This window comes from Ralstonia sp. R-29 (assembly GCF_049913345.1).
In the GTDB taxonomy this organism is placed as follows: Bacteria; Pseudomonadota; Gammaproteobacteria; order Burkholderiales; family Burkholderiaceae; genus Ralstonia.
This window is the reverse complement of sequence record NZ_CP184378.1, coordinates 136,778-154,289: the sequence shown is the minus strand read 5'-3', so window position 1 is coordinate 154,289 and position 17,512 is coordinate 136,778. Positions and strand designations below refer to the sequence as shown.

Annotated in this window: 18 protein-coding genes; 4 read left to right on the top strand and 14 right to left on the bottom strand. The window is 63.8% G+C overall.

Features of this window, described 5'->3' with window-relative positions; genetic code table 11:
• Window positions 1–95 precede the first annotated feature (95 nt).
• From ACN9M1_RS18015 to ACN9M1_RS18000, 4 genes are all read left to right on the top strand, one after another.
• A complete protein-coding gene (locus ACN9M1_RS18015; RefSeq protein ID WP_426399929.1) occupies window positions 96–470 on the top strand; it encodes a GIY-YIG nuclease family protein in 375 nt (124 codons plus the stop codon).
• A complete protein-coding gene (locus ACN9M1_RS18010; RefSeq protein WP_426399928.1) occupies window positions 467–901 on the top strand; it encodes a MarR family winged helix-turn-helix transcriptional regulator in 435 nt (144 codons plus the stop codon). The genes ACN9M1_RS18015 and ACN9M1_RS18010 overlap by 4 nt, the downstream gene beginning before the upstream one ends.
• A gap of 79 nt (window positions 902–980) precedes the next feature.
• Window positions 981–1,343 carry a DUF1304 domain-containing protein gene (locus tag ACN9M1_RS18005; RefSeq protein WP_426399927.1) on the top strand — a complete coding sequence of 121 codons (363 nt, stop codon included), beginning with the start codon at window positions 981–983 and terminating at the stop codon, window positions 1,341–1,343.
• Between the two features lie 210 nt (window positions 1,344–1,553).
• Window positions 1,554–2,033: a YbhB/YbcL family Raf kinase inhibitor-like protein gene (locus ACN9M1_RS18000; protein WP_426400754.1), complete on the top strand. Its 480-nt coding sequence runs from the start codon at window positions 1,554–1,556 to the stop codon at window positions 2,031–2,033.
• A gap of 18 nt (window positions 2,034–2,051) precedes the next feature.
• On the opposite strand, the gene ACN9M1_RS17995 is transcribed toward ACN9M1_RS18000, so the two are convergent.
• The 14 genes from ACN9M1_RS17995 to aldA form a co-directional block, all read right to left on the bottom strand.
• The gene (locus ACN9M1_RS17995) at window positions 2,052–2,576 is read right to left on the bottom strand and encodes a BON domain-containing protein (protein WP_426399926.1); all 525 of its coding nucleotides are present in this window, start codon (window positions 2,574–2,576) and stop codon (window positions 2,052–2,054) included.
• A 72-nt stretch (window positions 2,577–2,648) separates the two neighbouring features.
• Window positions 2,649–3,434 carry a hypothetical protein gene (locus ACN9M1_RS17990; protein ID WP_426399925.1) on the bottom strand — a complete coding sequence of 262 codons (786 nt, stop codon included), beginning with the start codon at window positions 3,432–3,434 and terminating at the stop codon, window positions 2,649–2,651.
• A gap of 124 nt (window positions 3,435–3,558) precedes the next feature.
• A complete protein-coding gene (locus tag ACN9M1_RS17985; RefSeq protein WP_426399924.1) occupies window positions 3,559–4,449 on the bottom strand; it encodes an NmrA family NAD(P)-binding protein in 891 nt (296 codons plus the stop codon).
• Window positions 4,450–4,542: 93 nt separating this feature from the next.
• Window positions 4,543–5,430, bottom strand: coding sequence for a helix-turn-helix domain-containing protein (locus ACN9M1_RS17980; RefSeq protein ID WP_426399923.1), 888 nt, complete (start codon window positions 5,428–5,430; stop codon window positions 4,543–4,545).
• A gap of 72 nt (window positions 5,431–5,502) precedes the next feature.
• Window positions 5,503–6,666, bottom strand: a complete 1,164-nt coding sequence (locus ACN9M1_RS17975) for an alkane 1-monooxygenase (protein WP_426399922.1) — start codon at window positions 6,664–6,666, stop codon at window positions 5,503–5,505.
• A 317-nt stretch (window positions 6,667–6,983) separates the two neighbouring features.
• Complete coding sequence (locus ACN9M1_RS17970; protein ID WP_426399921.1) at window positions 6,984–7,796, bottom strand: alpha/beta fold hydrolase; 813 nt, start codon at window positions 7,794–7,796, stop codon at window positions 6,984–6,986.
• 7 nt (window positions 7,797–7,803) lie between these two features.
• Window positions 7,804–8,913 (bottom strand): branched-chain amino acid aminotransferase, encoded by a 1,110-nt coding sequence (locus ACN9M1_RS17965; RefSeq protein ID WP_426399920.1) that lies wholly within the window; start codon window positions 8,911–8,913, stop codon window positions 7,804–7,806.
• A gap of 215 nt (window positions 8,914–9,128) precedes the next feature.
• Complete coding sequence (locus tag ACN9M1_RS17960; RefSeq protein WP_426399919.1) at window positions 9,129–10,280, bottom strand: porin; 1,152 nt, start codon at window positions 10,278–10,280, stop codon at window positions 9,129–9,131.
• Window positions 10,281–10,324: 44 nt separating this feature from the next.
• Window positions 10,325–12,016 (bottom strand): GMC family oxidoreductase, encoded by a 1,692-nt coding sequence (locus tag ACN9M1_RS17955; RefSeq protein WP_426399918.1) that lies wholly within the window; start codon window positions 12,014–12,016, stop codon window positions 10,325–10,327.
• A gap of 16 nt (window positions 12,017–12,032) precedes the next feature.
• Window positions 12,033–13,250 (bottom strand): mandelate racemase/muconate lactonizing enzyme family protein, encoded by a 1,218-nt coding sequence (locus tag ACN9M1_RS17950; RefSeq protein WP_426399917.1) that lies wholly within the window; start codon window positions 13,248–13,250, stop codon window positions 12,033–12,035.
• Window positions 13,247–14,569 (bottom strand): MFS transporter, encoded by a 1,323-nt coding sequence (locus tag ACN9M1_RS17945; protein WP_426399916.1) that lies wholly within the window; start codon window positions 14,567–14,569, stop codon window positions 13,247–13,249. The genes ACN9M1_RS17950 and ACN9M1_RS17945 overlap by 4 nt, the downstream gene beginning before the upstream one ends.
• Window positions 14,570–14,578: 9 nt before the next feature.
• Window positions 14,579–15,670 (bottom strand): MFS transporter, encoded by a 1,092-nt coding sequence (locus ACN9M1_RS17940; protein WP_426399915.1) that lies wholly within the window; start codon window positions 15,668–15,670, stop codon window positions 14,579–14,581.
• Entirely contained in the window at window positions 15,661–15,894 is a 234-nt protein-coding gene (locus tag ACN9M1_RS17935; RefSeq protein ID WP_426399914.1) for a hypothetical protein, read from the bottom strand. Before ACN9M1_RS17935 ends, ACN9M1_RS17940 begins: the two co-directional genes overlap by 10 nt.
• Before the next feature lie 103 nt (window positions 15,895–15,997).
• Window positions 15,998–17,422 carry an aldehyde dehydrogenase gene (gene aldA, locus ACN9M1_RS17930; RefSeq protein ID WP_426399913.1) on the bottom strand — a complete coding sequence of 475 codons (1,425 nt, stop codon included), beginning with the start codon at window positions 17,420–17,422 and terminating at the stop codon, window positions 15,998–16,000.
• Between the last annotated feature and the right edge of the window lie 90 nt (window positions 17,423–17,512).

The window sequence follows — 17,512 nt, the reverse complement described above, 5'->3', positions numbered from 1 at the left end:
TATTGACCAACAATTATTACCCGGGTAATAATTGACAAACGACGGCCGCCTATCAACGCAGGCTGCACCACACATGCATCGCATAAGGACCCACCATGACCGACCGACGAGAACTGAAACGCCAGTACCTTGAGACCCGAAGCCGCGCGGGTGCAGGCTGGGGTGTTTATGCCATCCGCAACCTCATCACCGGCCGGGCGTTGATCAAGGGCAGCACCGATGCGCAGAGCACGCTCAACCGCCATCACTTCGAGCTGAAGCACGGCACCCATGCCAACGCGTTGCTCCGCAAGGACTGGGCAGACCACGGTGAATCGAGCTTCGTGTTTGAAGTGCTCGATCTGGTCAAGCACCGCGAGGCGCCGGACTTTGATGCAGCACACGAACTGGAAACGCTGGTCACGCTCTGGCGCCAGGAAGTCCCCTGCCAAGGCGCATGTGGCTATGAAAACGTGGAGCGCGCAGCATGAGTACACCGGGATTCACGTTCTGCATGGCAGTGCAGCGCGCGCAGGCCAGCCTGCAGCGCAAACTCGACGACAAGCTCGGCACGCACTACGGCATCGATTTCGCTGATTTCGTGCTGCTGGATTGGCTGGCCTCACATGCAGACAGCCATGCCAGCCTTGCAGAGTGCGCGCAGCCGCTCGGGCTGCCACGCCCTGCCGTGCTCAAGCGCGTGCGGGCGCTGGAGAAAATCGGCCTGGTCGAGCGCCAAAGCACGCACGCGGGCCGCCAGATTGCCATTCGCCCCGCAGGCAAGACACTCGTGCGCAACACACGCGAGACCATCGACAGGCTCTGCGGCCAGGCGCTGACGGCAATCGAGCCGGCATCCATCGCCTCGGCAGAAGCGTCGCTGCACACCTTTGCCAAGGCCCGCGCGTTGACGGGGCCCTGATACCCCTCCTTCTGGGAGCAGGCAGGCGGCGCAAAATCTCTATCATGGCGGCACGCTCATTCCTGACATGACAAACGCCATGATCAAAACCCTTGCCCTCATCGCCTATCTGCTGGTGCTGCTGATCCACGTCTACATCGTCGTGCTGGAAATGGTGTTGTGGAAGTCGCGCGGCCCGAAGGTGTTCCGCATGACGCCCGAGAAGGCTGCCGAAACCGCAGCCATGGCGTCCAACCAGGGCCTGTACAACGGCTTTCTGGTGGCTGCGCTGGTGATCGGGCTGGTGGCACCCAACCCGGTCATCAATGCCGCGTTTGCGTTGTTCGGGCTGATCTGCGTAGCGGTGGCGGGCATCTGGGGCGCCATCACCGTGAGCCGGCGGATTCTGTATGTGCAGACGGTGCCTGCGGTGGTGGCGCTGGTGCTGCCATTGTTTGCCTGACAGCGGCGTGCGTTCGCGCGGCGGCGGCGATGCTTGTCAGCACCGCTGTCGCGCACTAGCTTGAAAGGAATCAGAGGGCCATACCGCACCGGATGCGCCCTCGCCACCGGGAGTTCACACATGCCCCAGCATTGCCGCCGAACACGCGTCCTGACGCTGCTGCTGGTGGCCGTATGCGGCACGCCCATCTCCGCTCAAGTGAGGAACGCCATGACGCTCACCCTGACCTCACCGGCCTTTACCGCCGGCGGCGAGATCCCCAGCCGCCTCACATGCGAAGGCTCGGATACATCGCCACCGCTCGCGTGGACGGGTGTACCGGCAGGCGCACGCAGTCTGGCATTGATCGTCGATGACCCGGATGCCCCCGACCCGGCAGCACCACAGATGACGTGGGTCCACTGGGTGCTCTACAACATCCCGCCCGGCACCACGTCGCTGGCCGAAGATGCCGCGCGCAAAGGACTACCGCCCGGCGCACGCCCCGGCAACAACGACTGGCAGCGCACCGCTTACGGCGGTCCGTGCCCGCCCACCGGGCGGCATCGCTACTACCACAAGCTTTACGCGCTGAACGTGGAGCTGCCGGAGTTGGGTGCGCCCACCAAGGCCGAACTGGAACGCGCCATGCGCGGTCATGTGGTGGCAGAAGCCGAACTCATCGGCACCTACCAAAAGCACAAGCCCTGAGCCACGCCCCAGCGCAACTCAAGGTTTGGCGACCGCACCCTTGCGAAACAGCGCATACGGCACGCCCCGCTCCGGGTGTGCCGTCGTCTCGTTGATAAAACGCTCCACATCGGGCACGTCGCGCAGCGCAGTCATGAACGGCTCGAACGCGTAGCCCGGTGCCACACAGCCCTGCACAAGCATCCAGCGCTGCCACACCGTCACCCACAGCGTGGTGTTCTGCTTCCAGCCGGGCACATGGATGGCCATCCACTGCAGGCGGCGCTTCGCCGTCTCTGCAATCTCATCGTCGTAGGAAAACGCATTGGGCAGCCGACAGCGGCCCTCGACCCAGCAGTGGTTGCCGTGCTCGATGCGGTGGTGGGAATCACGCTTCCATTCGGCTTCGCTGATGCGCGGTCCGGCAGGCTCGGGGCAGTTGGCCACGCCCGACGAGATCTGGAAGAACGGATCGTGACCACGGTTCTGCAGGTCGTCTTCGGCATGCGTGGCAGACGCTGACAACAGCAATGCCAGTGCAATGCAGCGTAAGTCGATCGTCATGGCGGCCTCCTGGCGACCTGGCGCAATCGGTTGCTGCAAAGGATAGATGCTACGTGGCGCAGCGGCCAAGGATCAGCTCAGCGGAATCTCGAAGATCCACTTCAGCGTCCAGCGATCGGTTGCGCGTGTCAGGCCGCGCCCAATGCCGAAATTGAAGACGAATGGCTTGAGGTCCACATCGAATGCCAGAAATGCCGTGTGCTGCTGTTCGTGCAGTGGCGCGATATGGTTGATGGGGCCAAGCCCGGCGTAATACTCCATGCCGGCGCGCACGCCCGTGGCGACCGTCCGCGCAATCTTGAAACTGGGCGCGGCTTCCGGCACGCCGCTGCGCCCATCCCCTGAGAGATTCCAATCAAGCACCGGATTGACCGCCCACAGCCACCGGTCATCCTGATACCCATAGATGGGCCGCAGTTCCATCGCGTTCTGCGACGCTTCGAAACGCCCGGCCACGTGGGCGAGTTCCACATTGACGCCTGCAAATTGCCCCACGCCATCCACGGGCCGAACGGGCATCCATTTCACCCGCACCTTGGGGCCGGTCACGTAATAGGTGTTCTCGCGCGTGAGCGTGGTCGGCACATACAGCCCGAGCTCCAACGAGGGCGTCAGGCCGTAGGAGAACTCCGCCGTGGCACGCCAGCCGTGCGGCGTCGTGACTTCGTTCGGATAGCTCGGCACGCCAATGCCGCTGGGGGTGGTATTGACGTGCAACTCCAGCCCGAACTCGCCCGGCGCGTTGATATCACCGGTGTAGACCTGGATCTCATCCGGCAGCACCGCCTGCGCCGGCAGCGCCGATGCCGCAAGCACAACCGCCGTTCCCATCGCGCACGCAGCCTGTGCAGACAGCATGGTGACCTCCGAAGCAATCCCGAGATCATAGTGAGGTCATAGCGTGCCGTGCGGAATAACCGGGAAGCGCAGATACAAATCTGCATAAGAGGCATTCGTATTTGCGGCCCACGACCTCGCGCGGCTACCTCGACTTCCGGTGTGCTGCGAGCATCGCGGCAAACACATCGTGCAACTCGGTCTTGCCGAAGCGCTGTTCGGAAACGCCCTTTTCGACATCGATCTGCCCGGCGTTCACGGCGTCGTAAAGCTCGGTGATGAGCTGCACGTGGTTTGCACACAGTCCGGCGCGCTGCAGCATCGGCACCCAGGCCGCACGCGGCACGGCTTCAGCGATGATCTCGCGGCCGATGACGGCGCTGAAGGCCCGTGCCACCTCGATCAGGTTCACGCGGCGCGGGCCTTCCAGGCTGACGATGCGCGGCGCCTTCCCCGCCGGGCCTTCCAGCAGCAGTTCAGCGGCCAGCGCGCCAACGTCCTGCGTTGCAACCGTGGCAAAGGCGCGATCCAGTGGCTGATGCAAGCTCGGCAACCGCCCCGTCGCCAGCATGACGGGCAGCATCGCCGCCCAGTTCTGCGCGTGCTCGGCTGAGCGCAGCAGCGTGAGGTGCGTGGCCACCGGTTTGAGCCGTTCTTCCAGCAGATGGAACAGCCGCGTGAGGCCCGTCCCGTGGTCCAGCTCCGCGCCGTAGTCCGACAAGGCCAGCACCGCAGGCGGCGGGTTGACGCGCAGCGCACCAGCGGCCACGTCGATCATGCGCTCCATGGTCGACGCTGGGTCCGCATCGCCCACCGGCACCGGGCACAGAATCTGCACCGCCGTGGCGCCCTTGATGGCTGCCGCGACGGAGGCCGAATCGATCAGATCAGCGATGGAAACGTCGCAGCCGATCTTGGCCAGCGCCTCGCCTTGCCGACCGTGACGTACCACCGCACGCACGGAGCGCCCCGCGTTGCGCAATGCCACGGCGGTAGCGTGACCGACCTTGCCCGATGCTCCAAAGATGACAAACATGCTCGCGCTCCTATCAGGTGAGACGCGAGCTTAGGCCGCCCCCGCGAGACAAACTTGCAGGAACAGCGGAATCTGGCAGATCTGGAGGATCGACTATGCGGACGCCGCCCCTGCCCTGGCTGCCCGCGTGATATCGCGCGGCGTCACGCCAAGCAGCCGCTGCATCCACTGCGTCATATGGCTCTGGTGCGCAAAGCCGACGTCCAGTGCGATCTGCGAGGCGCTACGCCGGCCCTCCAGCAACAGCGCCTTCGCGCGTTCCACGCGGCGCTGCACAACGTAGCGATGGACAGGCACGCCCAGCGTGGCGCGAAACAGCACGTTGAAGTGCGGCACGCTCAGGCCGGCCTGCGCAGCCACCTCCGCCAATGTCAGCCGCTGGTGTAGATGGGCCTCGATGTAGTCGATCACGCGCGCGGCCACGCGGGGTGCCAGCGTCCGCGCGCTGTTCGCTCCGCCGGAGACGACATCCCGGCTGCTGTTCAGCAGGCGGACCACAAGCGCCGTGCACAGACTTTCCGCGTAGAGCGCGTCGGACGTGTCTTCCGCTTCCAGTTCGGCGCCAAGCGCCGCAGCCAGATGCTGCACGCGCGTGTCGCGCCACTGCAGACGGGGCGTGATATGAGCGGTGCGCAAGCCGATCTGCTCGCCAATGCGCAGCACAAGGCCATCGCTGATGGCGATGCGGAGAATCCGGCAATCCGCATCATCGGTCCACATGCCGGGCAACCCGGCGGGAATCACATCCGCATCGCCATGTGCCTGGATGCGCGAATAGCGGCGGCCATCGCACACACAGTTCGCGCGCACCGGCGCACCCACATGCACGTTGATGCGGTGGTGCTCCATCGCCGGCACCCGGTACGTGCCCGGGCGGATACCGAGCAGCGTGGCGGCAAAGCCGTCCCAGCCGAGGCCCTCGCTGGAGCGCAGGCTGACGGGAACGGGTTCAAGCAAGGCGGCGGGCGTGGCGGCGTTCATGGCAGTAGGTGGGCAGTGATCGCGCCGATATTCTGCTACCAACCCTGCGCCCCGGCATTGCCATGGCGAAAATCAAGCCCGCGCTGGATGCTGTGCCAGCACCTTCTGCCGAATCGACGGCTTGATGTTCGCCAGCGACATGTCGCCGTTGTAATGCGCCACCACGCGCGGGTTCATGACTCGGAACCACAGCGGCGGCACATAGGCGATCAGGATCATCGCGGCGTAACCCGCAGGCAGTTGCGGCGAGTGCTCGAAATGCCGCAGCGCCTGGAACGAGCGCGTCGGGTTGGCGTGATGATCGGCATGCCGCTGCAGTTGATACAGGAACAGGTTCGTCACCACGTGGTTGCTGTTCCACGAATGCTGCGGCGTGCAGCGCTCGTAGCGGCCGCTGGGCAACTGCTGGCGGCACAGGCCGTAGTGCTCCAGGTAGTTCACCACCTCCAGCAGCGAGGCGCCGTAGATGGCCTGGATGATCAGGAACGGCACCGCCTTGGGCCCAACGAACGCAATGCACACACCCCACAGCACCACCGTCATCGCCCAGGCATTGAGCACATCGTTGCGCCACGACCAGACCGAGCGCCCTTGCTGCTCCAGCCGGTGCTTTTCCAATGCCCACGCCGATTTGATGCTGCCCACCACCGTACGCGGCAGGAATGCCCAGAACGATTCGCCATAGCGCGCGCTAGCCGGGTCAGCCGGCGTGGCAACGCGCACGTGGTGGCCACGGTTGTGCTCCACAAAAAAGTGGCCGTAAGCGACCGGCGCAAGCGTGATCTTGGCCAACCAGCGCTCGAAACCGTCGGTCTTGTGCCCCAGTTCGTGCGCGGTATTGATCGAGATGCCCGTCACCACGCCCACCGAAAATGCGAACGCAACGTAGTCGTGCCAGGCGAGGTCATGCGTACGCAGCACCCACATCGCCACCGCAAAACTCACGTAGAGCACCGTGGTCGCCAGATAAACGATGCGGCGGTAGTAACGCTGCTTTTCCAGCACGGGAACGACGTTTTCGGACGGATTGTCGCTGTCGTCGCCAATCAGGAAATCGAGCAGCGGGATGATCGTAAACACGATGAACGGCCCCGCCCACCACAGCGGATGCCAGCCCGTGGCGAGCGCCGAAACGGCCGCAATGATGGGCAGCGTGATGGTCAGCGCGCCAAGCATCCAGAGGTAGCGCTTGCCGTCGGTCCACTCCACGGACGCGACCATGCCAGGTGTTGCCATGTGTCTTCCTCCTGTTTTGCCCCGCTGGGTGGCTTTGTGTACGCACATGCGTGCGCCGCCGGGTCATGCCCGACGCCTGCTTTATAGGCTCGGCAGGCCAGGAGTCCAACATCAGAAGCTAGGCGTGGCCTTCCAAACGGCGCGGCGCGGATGTGGCCTTTTGGAGTGTGGGAAAGACGACGGCGCTTGAAACGGGCGATTTAAAAACGGTCGTTCGATTTTGGTGCGTTGCACACCCGTGCACTCTTCGAAAGTGCAGCGTTGGCCAATGCCGGAGAAGAAACCGGAGAAGACCTGCCGCTGATGCGGTAGCGCAATCAAGCCAATGTGCGGAGGAACGCGTTGACCGCTTCGAGCACGGTCGATTCCTGCTCCCGGTGCGGCACATGCCCGCAACGCTGCACCAGCTTGAGCGTGGCGGGCGCCCCAGCCAGCGTGACGATACGCTCGGGTTGCGCGGTCGAGCCGTACTCGTCTTCCGTGCCGTGCAGCGCCAGCACGGGGCTGCGTACCGCCAGCAATGCATCATCCAGGCACCACTGCGCAAAGGCCGGTGACAACCACGTGTTCACCCACGCATCCAGCACCCATTGCGCCTTGTCACCGTGATAGCGCTCGAGCCGGCCCATCTGCCCGGGCTCGGCAAACTGCGCCTGGGCAACGCGAATACCTTCACGCGTCTGCTCTTCCACAAACGCCTGTGCAGACTCGGTGATCAAACCCGCGCAACGGTCGGGGTAGGCGGCCGCAATCGACACGGCCATCCCGCCGCCCACGCTGTGGCCGAACACGATGAAGCGGTCCACGCCAAGCTGCTCGGTGAGCGCTGCAAAGCCGCCGTACGCTTCGTGCTGAATGAATGCCGGATCGAGCTGCCCCGGGAAGGCATCGGACTTGCCGAAGCCGAGGCGGTCATAGGCGATCACCGCATGGCCGGTCGATTGCGCCAAGCGCTGCGGAAAGTCGCGCCACAGTTCCACGCAACCGAGCGAATCGTGCAGCAGCACGATCGGCGGCTTGGCCGCATCGTCCACTGGGCCGCCCCATTGCTTGGCGTAAAGACGGCCGTCCGGCGTGGTGATCCACGCCTCGGCACCGTCAATGGAAAGCGGGGAAAGCGACGCGGCCATCCCGAGCTCAGAACACGCGGTCGAGCCAGCCGTGCGGGTCCGGCACGCGGCCGTTCTGGAGTTCGACCAGCGCGGCCTTCAGCTTGGTCGTCAGCTCGCCCGCACCACCGTCGCCAATGGTGAAGTTGTGCTTGTGGCCCTTGACCTTGCCGATGGGCGTGACGACGGCGGCGGTGCCGCAGGCAAACGCTTCACGCAAGCGGCCGCTTTGGGCGTCGGCCTGCCATTGGTCGATGGAGTACGGCTCTTCGCGCACCGTCAGACCCATGCCACGGGCTAGGGTAATCAGCGAATCGCGCGTGATGCCTGGCAGGATCGTGCCGGTGAGCGGTGGCGTCTGCAGCGAGCCATCGTCGAAGACGAAGAACACGTTCATGCCGCCGAGCTCTTCAATCCACTTGCGCTCCACGGCGTCGAGGAAGACCACCTGGTCACACCCTTCGCGCGTGGCTTCGGCTTGGGCGAGCAGGCTGGCGGCATAGTTGCCGCCGCACTTGGCGTCGCCGGTGCCGCCGGGTGCGGCGCGCGTGTAGGTATCGGACACCCAGATCGTGACGGCCGCCGACGCGCCACCCTTGAAGTACGCGCCCACCGGGCAGGCAATCACGCAGTAGAGATATTCGGCCGCCGGCTTGACGCCCAATGCGACCTCGGTGGCAATCATAAACGGGCGCAAGTACAGCGCCGAGCCCTCGCCCGACGGAATCCATTCGCGATCCAGCTTCACGAGTTCGCGCACGGACTGCAGGAACAGGTCTTCCGGCAGTGCCGGCATTGCCAGGCGCTTGGCCGAGTTCTGGAAGCGGCGCGCATTGGCATCGGGGCGGAACAGCGCACCGCCGCCATCCGGCAGGCGGTAGGCCTTCATCCCTTCAAAAATTTCTTGCGCGTAGTGCAGCACCTGGGTGGCCGGATCCATCGGGACGACACCACGCGCGCTAATCTTGGCGTCGTGCCAGCCCTTGCCCTCGGTGTAGCGGATGGTGGCCATGTGGTCGGTGAATACACGGCCGAAAGCCGGGCTTTCCAGCAGGCGCGCACGCGCATCCGCCGCAACGGCATTGGGGTTCTTTTCGATCGACAGGGCGAGAGGGGCCGATTCGGCAACGTTGTTCATACCGTCTCCAAGGTGTTCGAGGGGCACAAAAAATGCCCAAACCGCTATTTTGCGCCAACGGGCGCGCAATTGGGTTGCGTATTCACGAACGGGAGGATTTCGGCCGCCAGACAGACCAATCCCCCAGCGAGCGGGGGCCCTTTGGGGGATCGGGGTGTGGCGCTCAACGGCATATCGTCACGACGCATCAGGCGTGACGAATCTGCCGTGTCACATCAGAACTTGTGGCGCAGCGCCAGGCGTACAGCCATCTGGCCAGATGTCGAAGACGGGCCTTGCGCCCCCATGACGAACCCGTTGTCCAACTGCGAGCCGGTCTTGCCACCCGCCACGCGCTGGTAAGAGGTCTGCAGGTACACATCGGTGCGCTTGGAGAAGCTGTAGTCCGCCATCAGGCCAACCAGATGGATACGGGGTTCGGCGCGGCCTGTCGACGCGTCGTACTTCATCAGCGACAGCACGTACTGGCCACCCAGGAAGAACGCGGGCGTGATCTGGTACTTACCGTTGACTTCAAAGTTGTGGTACTTGATCGCGTCCACCGTTGCGCCCGGTGCGGCAAGGCTCACGCCGTAGCCGTTACCCGATGGCTGGCTGTAGTTCGAGTTTGAATACGCAAAACCAACCGTCGCCGGGCCCGTCGTGTAGTTGATGCCCGCGCCAAACACGCGCATCTGGTTGGCGATGTAGCTGGCATCGCTGGCAGTGAGCGCCCCGACTTCACCTTTGCCAATGCGGTTGCCGAGCATGTAGCCCGCACCCAGCGTCAAGCCGCCGTTGGTGTAGCTTGCGCCGAAGCTGTAGACACGGTTATCGGTAAATGACGTGGTATCGCTAGACGCATACGCCCCGCCAAACCGGAAACCGCCAAAGCTCGGGCTGGCGTACTTGATGGCGTTGTCCAGGCGGAATGAGTTGTCGGTGTTGTCATTGTCGAGCGGGTGGGCGAACTGATAGCCGGCCCAGTTGCCGTTGGCGGTAGTCGGCGCGAAGAAGTCGACCACGGAGTCGTACTGGCGGCCCAGCGTGAGCCGGCCGTACTGGTTGCTCTCCAGGCCAACATACGCCTGGCGGCCGAACATGCGGCGCCCTTGACCCGGCGCTCCCGTATCGGCGGCGAAGCCGTTCTCCAGTTGGAAGATCGCCTTCAGGCCACCACCCAGGTCTTCCGACCCGCGCAAGCCCCAGCGGCTGCCCTGGACGTGGCCACTGGCCATCTCAGTCAGGCTGTGGCCGCCGACATTGTTGGTGAAGTTGATGCCCTGGTCGATCACGCCGTACAGCGTGACGCTGCTCTGCGCGTTGGCCGTTCCTGCCCATGCGGTGGAAAGGGTAGAGACGGTCAGTACTGCGAAACGTTTTTTCATTGTCAGAAGCTCCCTGGGGGTCGGTGTTGTTGTCGTTATTCAAATCAGATTGATTCAGCCATTGCCGACGCGTGGCCGATATCAGCCGGGCTTGTCTGGTGGGGGATCGCCTTGCTTGCGCCCTCGGCATCGGCAAGGACCAGGTCCGCGCCCTTCTCCGCTACCATCATCGTCGGCGCATTGATGTTGCCGGACGTGATGTTCGGAAACACCGACGCGTCTACCACGCGCAAGCTCTGCAGCCCGTGCACACGTAGCGAAGCATCGACGACCGAGTTGGCAGCGTCCGTGCCCATCGCGCACGAACCACACAGGTGGTAGATCGAACCCGACTGCTCACGGAAGTACTCCAGCAGGGCTTCGTCGGATTGAATCTGCGGCCCCGGCGAAATCTCTTCGATGGTCATGGCCTTCAGCGCAGGCGCGCACATCAGCGAGCGAATCACCTTGCTACCTTGCACCGCCTCGTCCAGATCCTTCTGGGTGGTCAGTGCGTTGATGTGGATCTTGGCGGCGTCTTCCGCGCGGTTCGATGCAATCTCGATCGACCCGCGGCTGGTGGGCCGGCACGGGTTAAAGGCGATCAGGAAACCGGAATACGGCTCCGGCTCAATGTTGGCGTCCGGGCTCTGCGGAATCCGGTACGACAGTGGGTTGAAGTACAGCTGGATGTTGGGCTCTTGCGTGTCCGGTGCACCCCGGAAGAAGCCCCCCGCCTGATTCACACTCATCGCCAGCGGGCCCCGCTTGGTCGACAGATAGCGCAGGCCAATCTTCATCTTGCCAATCAGCTTGCCCATCTCGTCGTTGAGCGTCGGCCGGTTGGCCTTGAAGTAGAAACTCACGCACAGGTGGTCTTGCAGGTTGCGGCCGACAGCCGGCAGCGCCTGTACAAGCGGCACCTGGTGGCGCGCCAGCAGCGTTGGGTCGCCTACGCCCGAGAGCTGGAGCAGCTTGGGCGTATCCACCGCGCCGGCCGCAAGGACCACCTCGCGCTTGGCGTCGATCGTTTCGTCTCCGCCCTCGCCCGCCACAACGACGCCCACCGCGCGCTTGCCATCAAACTTCACGCGCCGCACCAGCGTGCTCGAGCGCACCGTGAGATTCGGGCGCGATTGCGCAGGGCGCAGATAGGCAAAGCTGCTCGAACAGCGCTCGCCGCGTTTGGTATTCAGGTCATAGATGCCGGCGCCTTCGAACTGCGCACCATTGAAATCGTCGGTGCGCGGCAGCCCGAGCTGCTCGCAGCCCTTGAGGAACTCGTGCACGATCGGGTGCACGTCATCCTTCATCGACGTAACGTGGATCGGCCCGGCTGCACCATGATGTTGGGGGTCGGTCGCGGCCGCCGCGTGCGTTTCCAGCTTGCGGAAATACGGCAGCACGTCGTCGTAACCCCAGCCGGGGTTACCGGCCTTCGCCCAGTCGTCAAAGTCGCTGCGCTGACCGCGCACGTACACCATGGCGTTGATCGAGCCGGAGCCGCCCACCACCTTGCCACGCGGGCAGTACAGCTTGCGGTCGGCGAGCTGTGCCTCGGGCTCGCTGTAATACATCCAGTTGTAGCGCCGGTTGTAGTACGTCTTGGTGAAACCGACTGGCACCTTGAACCAGAACGAATCGTCGCGCTCGCCGGCTTCCAGTAACAGCACGGTGTACTTGCCCGATTCGCTCAGCCGATTAGCCAGAATGCAGCCGGCCGACCCGGCGCCGACGATGATGTAGTCGTAGCTCACATCTTCCCCCTGCGCCTCAGCCCTTCGCGGGCGCGAGGTCCTTCACGTCGACAGGCTTCTCGCCCATTTGCAAGTGCAGGCGCTGGCCGGTGTACGGCGCGTGCTTGCGCACCACGTCCATGTTCAGCTCGATGCCCAGGCCCGGCTCGTTGGACGGGATGATGTAGCCGTCTTCCCAGCGGATCGGCGTCTTGACGACTTCCGCATGGAAACCGCCCCACGTCTCGATACTTTCCTGGATCAGGAAGTTCGGCGTGCAAGCAGCAAGCTGGATGCTCGCCGCAGCCCCCACGGGGCCGTTGTACAAGTGCGGCGCGATCTGCGCGTAGTGCACCTCGGCCAACGTGGCGATCTTCTTGGCTTCCAGCAGGCCGCCCACACGCGCCACGTTCAGTTGCAGGATCGATGCACCGCCCGCCTGCAGCAGCTTGTGGAATTCATACTTGGTGGTCAGGCGCTCGCCCGTGGCGATGGGGATGGACGTGTGCTGCGCAATGGTCGCTATCGCTTCCTCCTGGCCCGGCGGCACCGGCTCTTCAAACCACAGCGGATCGTATTTCTCCAGGCGCTTGGCCAGGCGAATGGCCGAGGACGGCACCATCTGCCCGTGCGTGCCGAACAGCAGGTCCGCCTTGCTGCCCACGGCCTCGCGCACGCGGTGGCAAAACAGCTCGCAGCGGTCGAGCACTTCCAGAGACAGTTGGTGGCCCGAGTACGCGGTGTACGGGCCTGCTGGATCGAACTTCACCGCAGTGAAGCCCAGCTTGACGTTTTCCAGCGCGCATTCCGCTGCAAGGTCCGGATCGTCGTAGTCGTATTCACCCTGCGCGTTCTTCGGATAGAGGTACGTGTACGAGCGCAGGCGTTCGTTCACCTTGCCGCCCAGCAGGTCATACACGGGCTTGCCGGCCGCCTTGCCGATGATGTCCCAGCAGGCCATTTCCAGGCCGCTGACTACGCCCATCATCGTCAGGTCCGGGCGCTGCGTGAAGCCGCTCGAATAGCACTGGCGGAACAGGCGCTCGGTGTGGTGCGGATCGTGGTTCAACAGATAGCGCTCGAACACGTCTTCGATGATCGGCACCATCGCCTTCGGGTGGAACGTGGCCGCGTAGATTTCGCCCACGCCTTCGATGCCATCGTCGGTCTTGAGCTTGACGAACAGCCAATACATGCCGCCCACGTGCGGCGGCGGAACTGCAACGATGTGCGTTTCAAGCGAGACGATTTTCATGACGTTTCCTTGTGACGGTTCAAGCGTTGTTTGAGAACGGCAGCCGCGCCTGCACCCAGCAAGGCGATGACCGCGATGTAGCCGAAATAGAACTGATAGCCACGCGCGCCCGCAAAGGTCTGCGTGACGTAGCCGTTGATGAGCGGGAGGAAGACATCAGGCGCGTAGCCCAACACGGAGATCAGGCCGATGGCCAGGCCGGAGCAGTGCGGCGGCACCTTACAATCGTCGAGCAGCGACCAGTACAGCCCACGCACCGCGTACGTCAGGATGCCGATGAACAGCACCAGCACCACCAGAATGACTGCCGGGCTATTGGTCGGAGCAAAGATCAGCGCCGCCAGCGATACCGCGGCCAGCACCAGCGCCCAGAACAGCACCGACACTTTCGATGTGCGATCGCCCAGCCAGCCGCCGCCAATGCCACCGATCGGGCGCATCCACAACTTGAGCGTGGTGATCACGCCCGCAGCGGTGGTCGTCAACCCGAAGCCGCCTTCGTGCAGGTACGCCGAAAAGCTGTAGGTGGCCCAGAACACCTGATAGCCGCAAAACACGATCGCGACGACCAGCCACAGCTCGGGAATGCTGGCGAGCGTCTTCAGATCCGCCAGCACGTTGCCGCGCCTAGCCAGGGTGGCTTTTGCGCCCTGGCCCGCCGCCGACTTGGACTCCTTCACCAGCGCAAGCAGCACGCCCATCGCGATGCAGAAGAACGCGTACAAATGGACGACGTGCTTGAAGCCGTCGATGTCCGTACCGCCGCGCGTGTGCGTCACATAAGCAAACAGGGCAATCGCAATGGTGGCGAGCGACGCCTCGATCAAACCGCGGCCGCCGTCGAGCAAGCCGAAGAACCGACCCTGCTCATCCGGCCCGGCAATCATGTTCACGCGCTTGATCACAGCCGCCCAGAACGTGAGACCCGTGGTCAGGCCCCAGGCGCCGAAGATCATCACCAGCACCGGGAACGACGGCCCCGTGGCATACAGCAGGCCCAGCGCGCCGGTCGCCAACAGCGAAAAGCAGATCAGCCAGCGTGGTGGCAAGCGGTCGGCCAGCCAGCCGCTTGGCAGGTAGCTCAGCAAGAAGATCGTGCCGAGCGACGAATACAGATACCCCAGTTGCACATCGTCGATGTGGAAGAACTCCAGCATCGTCGATTGGTACACCTGCCGCAGGTACGACATCGGGTAGATCGCGCCAGCGGCAACTACCAGCAACAGCAGTTGCACATAGCGCTGCGTGCGCGCCCGATGTGCGGCCTGCCTCTCGGGAGGTTGCGGCATGGAAGCGACGGAAGGCGATGAATGGGTCATGGTTCCGCCTCAGGCCCCGTTCGCCTTGCGGCGAAACCGGCGCTTCAGAATCAGCGCCCCGATCGCGCCACACAACGCCACTGCCACGATGTAGAAGAAGAAATAGCGGTAACCCAGGCCGTGCGGATATCGGGTCGTGAGGTGCCCGCTGAGCAACGGCAGGAAGATGTCCGGCGAATAGCCGATCATCGAAACCAGCCCGATCGCCAAGCCCGTGCAATGCTCAGGCACCTTGCACTTGTCGAGCAGCGCCCAGTACAGCCCGCGCACGCCATACGCCATCAAACCGATGAACAGCACGAGGCCGACCAGTACCACCAGCGGCGCACCGGCTGGCAGCATGGCCAAGGTGGCGAGCGCCACACTGCCGCAGACCAGCACGCCAGCCAGCACGCCCTCGCGCGAGAGCTTGTCAGCCAGGAAGCCACCGCCAATGCCGGCAATCGGGCGCGTCCACATCTTGGCCATGGTGATGAAGCCGGTGACCGTGGCTGCCAGGCCGAAATCGCCCACGCGCAGATAGGCCGCGAAGTTGTAGGTGGACCAGAACAGCTGATAGCCGCAGAACACCACCGCGGCCAGAATCCACAAGTCCGGGATCTTGGCCAGCGTCTTGAGATCGTCAAGCGTGCTGCCCTTGCGCGCTTGAGCTTTGGGCAGGGCCGATGCGGTGGCCGGCTTCCTGTCCTTGATGAACGCCAGAATCGTGGCAATCGTCACGCACAAGGTGGAGTACATCAGCAACACCACCCGGAAGCCCTCAAACTCCGAATGGTTGCGCGTGAAGTACGCAAAGACGGAGACTGCGATGAAGGCCAGCGATGCCTCCACCAGGCCACGCCCCCCATCGAGCATGCCGAAGAAGCGCCCACGCTCGCTGTCCGTCGCAATCGAGTTCACCCGCTTGATGACGGCTGACCAGAACGTCAGGCCCGTGGAGACGCCCCAGCAGCCGAAGATCAACAGCAACATCGGGTACGCCGGCGCCGTTGAGTACACGAACCCAAGCGCGCCCGTCAGATACAGCGAAAAGCTGATGAGGATGCGCGGCGCCACGCGGTCTGCCAGCCAGCCACTGGGGATGTAGCAGGCTACGAACACCAGGCCGAGCGTGGAATACAGCTGCCGAGTTGCAGGTCGTCAATGCCGAAGAACGCCTGCATCGTCGGGCCGTAGTACTGCCGCAGATACAGCATCGGGTAGATCGTGCCCGCCGCCAGCACCACGAGCGCCAACTGGATGTAGCGTTGCGTGCGCGCGGATTGCGTTGCCTCGCTGGCAGAAAGCGACGCCGTTTGCGCCACGGACGAAGTGCTCGTCGTCATGGGAGTGTCTCCTGGGAAAAGGCGTCTAGCGCCGCTCCGGTTTTCTTTTTCGGAAATGCAGAGGCACCACGGTCCAGACATCGAACACACGGTGCGGTGAGGATCAGTACTTCATGACGACCAGGCGGGTCTGCGTGAACTCGAGCATCCCGTGCTTGCCGTCGTCGCCGCCCAGGCCGGAGCGTTTCCAGCCGGCGTGGTAGCCCTGGTAGGGGTCGGCTGGCGTGCGGTTGACGTACAGCTCGCCCGCCTCGATGGCATTCGCCACCTTCATCGCGGTGCGGTAGTTCTCGGTGTAGAGCACCGACGCCAAGCCGAACTGATGGTCATTGGCCAAGGCAATGGCCTCGTCGATGGTCGCGTAGCGCAGCACCGGCAGGATCGGGCCGAAGGTTTCTTCCTGCACGATCTCCATGTCTTGCCGGCAGTGAGTCAGCAGCGTGGCCGGATAGAAGAAGCCCGAGCCGTCGGGCATCACGCCGCCTGTTTCCAGCGTCGCGCCGTCGGCAATGGCACGCTGCACCATTGCGTGGATGTTTGCCCGCGCCGATGCGCTCACCTGCGGGCCCATGCAAGAAGCGTCTACAGCACGATCGCCAATACGGACAGCTGCCATCCTCTCCTTCAGCAGCGCGACGAAGCGGTCATGCACGCTGTCGTGCACATACACGCGTTCGATGGCAGTGCACAGCTGGCCGCAGTGCGTTGTCTTCGATGCGACGAGCGCTGCGGCGGCGCGTTCAAGATCGGCATCCGGCTCAATGATTGCGGGCGTCTTTCCACCAAGCTCAAGCGATGGCTTGGCGATGTTTGCCTTGCAGTAATCGAGCACCTTGCGGCCAGCATTCACGCTGCCCGTGAGCGTGATCATGCCGACGGCCGGCTGGGTGCACAGCACCTCGGCAGTGGCGTGGTCCATCGTCAGGATGTTGACGACGCCTGCTGGAAAGCCCGCGTCTTCCACCGCTTTGGCAATCTCGAATGCCGAGACCGGCGTGTTGTTGCTGGGACGCACGACAACCGTATTCCCAGTGATCAGCGCGGGCGCGACCTTACGCAGCAGCGTGTAGACGGGAAAGTTGAACGGGATCAAACACGCGACAACGCCAATCGGCTCGCGATGCAGCAGCAGGTTTTCATCGGGCGTATCGCTGGGGATGATCTCGCCTTCGATGCGTCGTGCCCACTCCGCGTGGTATCGGGTGATCTGGCCGGCGTAGATCGCCTCGTTGGTGGCGTCTTCCACGCTCTTGCCCGATTCCTGCGCAAGCGCCGCGCCAATGTGCGGGGCGCGCGCCGTCAATGCATCGGCAAGCTTGTGCAGGTAGCTTGCGCGCTCCGTGCTCGGTAGCTTGCGCCACGTCTTCTGGGCAGCGGCCGCAGCGTCCACGGCGGCGATTGCCTCGGCCGGTGTGGCCGCCGGCACGCGGGCGATGGGCACCTCTGTGGCCGGATTATGAACAACGATGAACGCATCGCCTTGCGGGTCGACAAAACCGCCGTTCACGTAATTGCGCTCGGTACGCATGCGGGGCTCCCTCCAGAAACGTAGGCGGGTCCCTTCGGTTGGTGACCGCCACCCACTGAGCAGGAGGGCATTCTGTTCACGCGCTTCGCA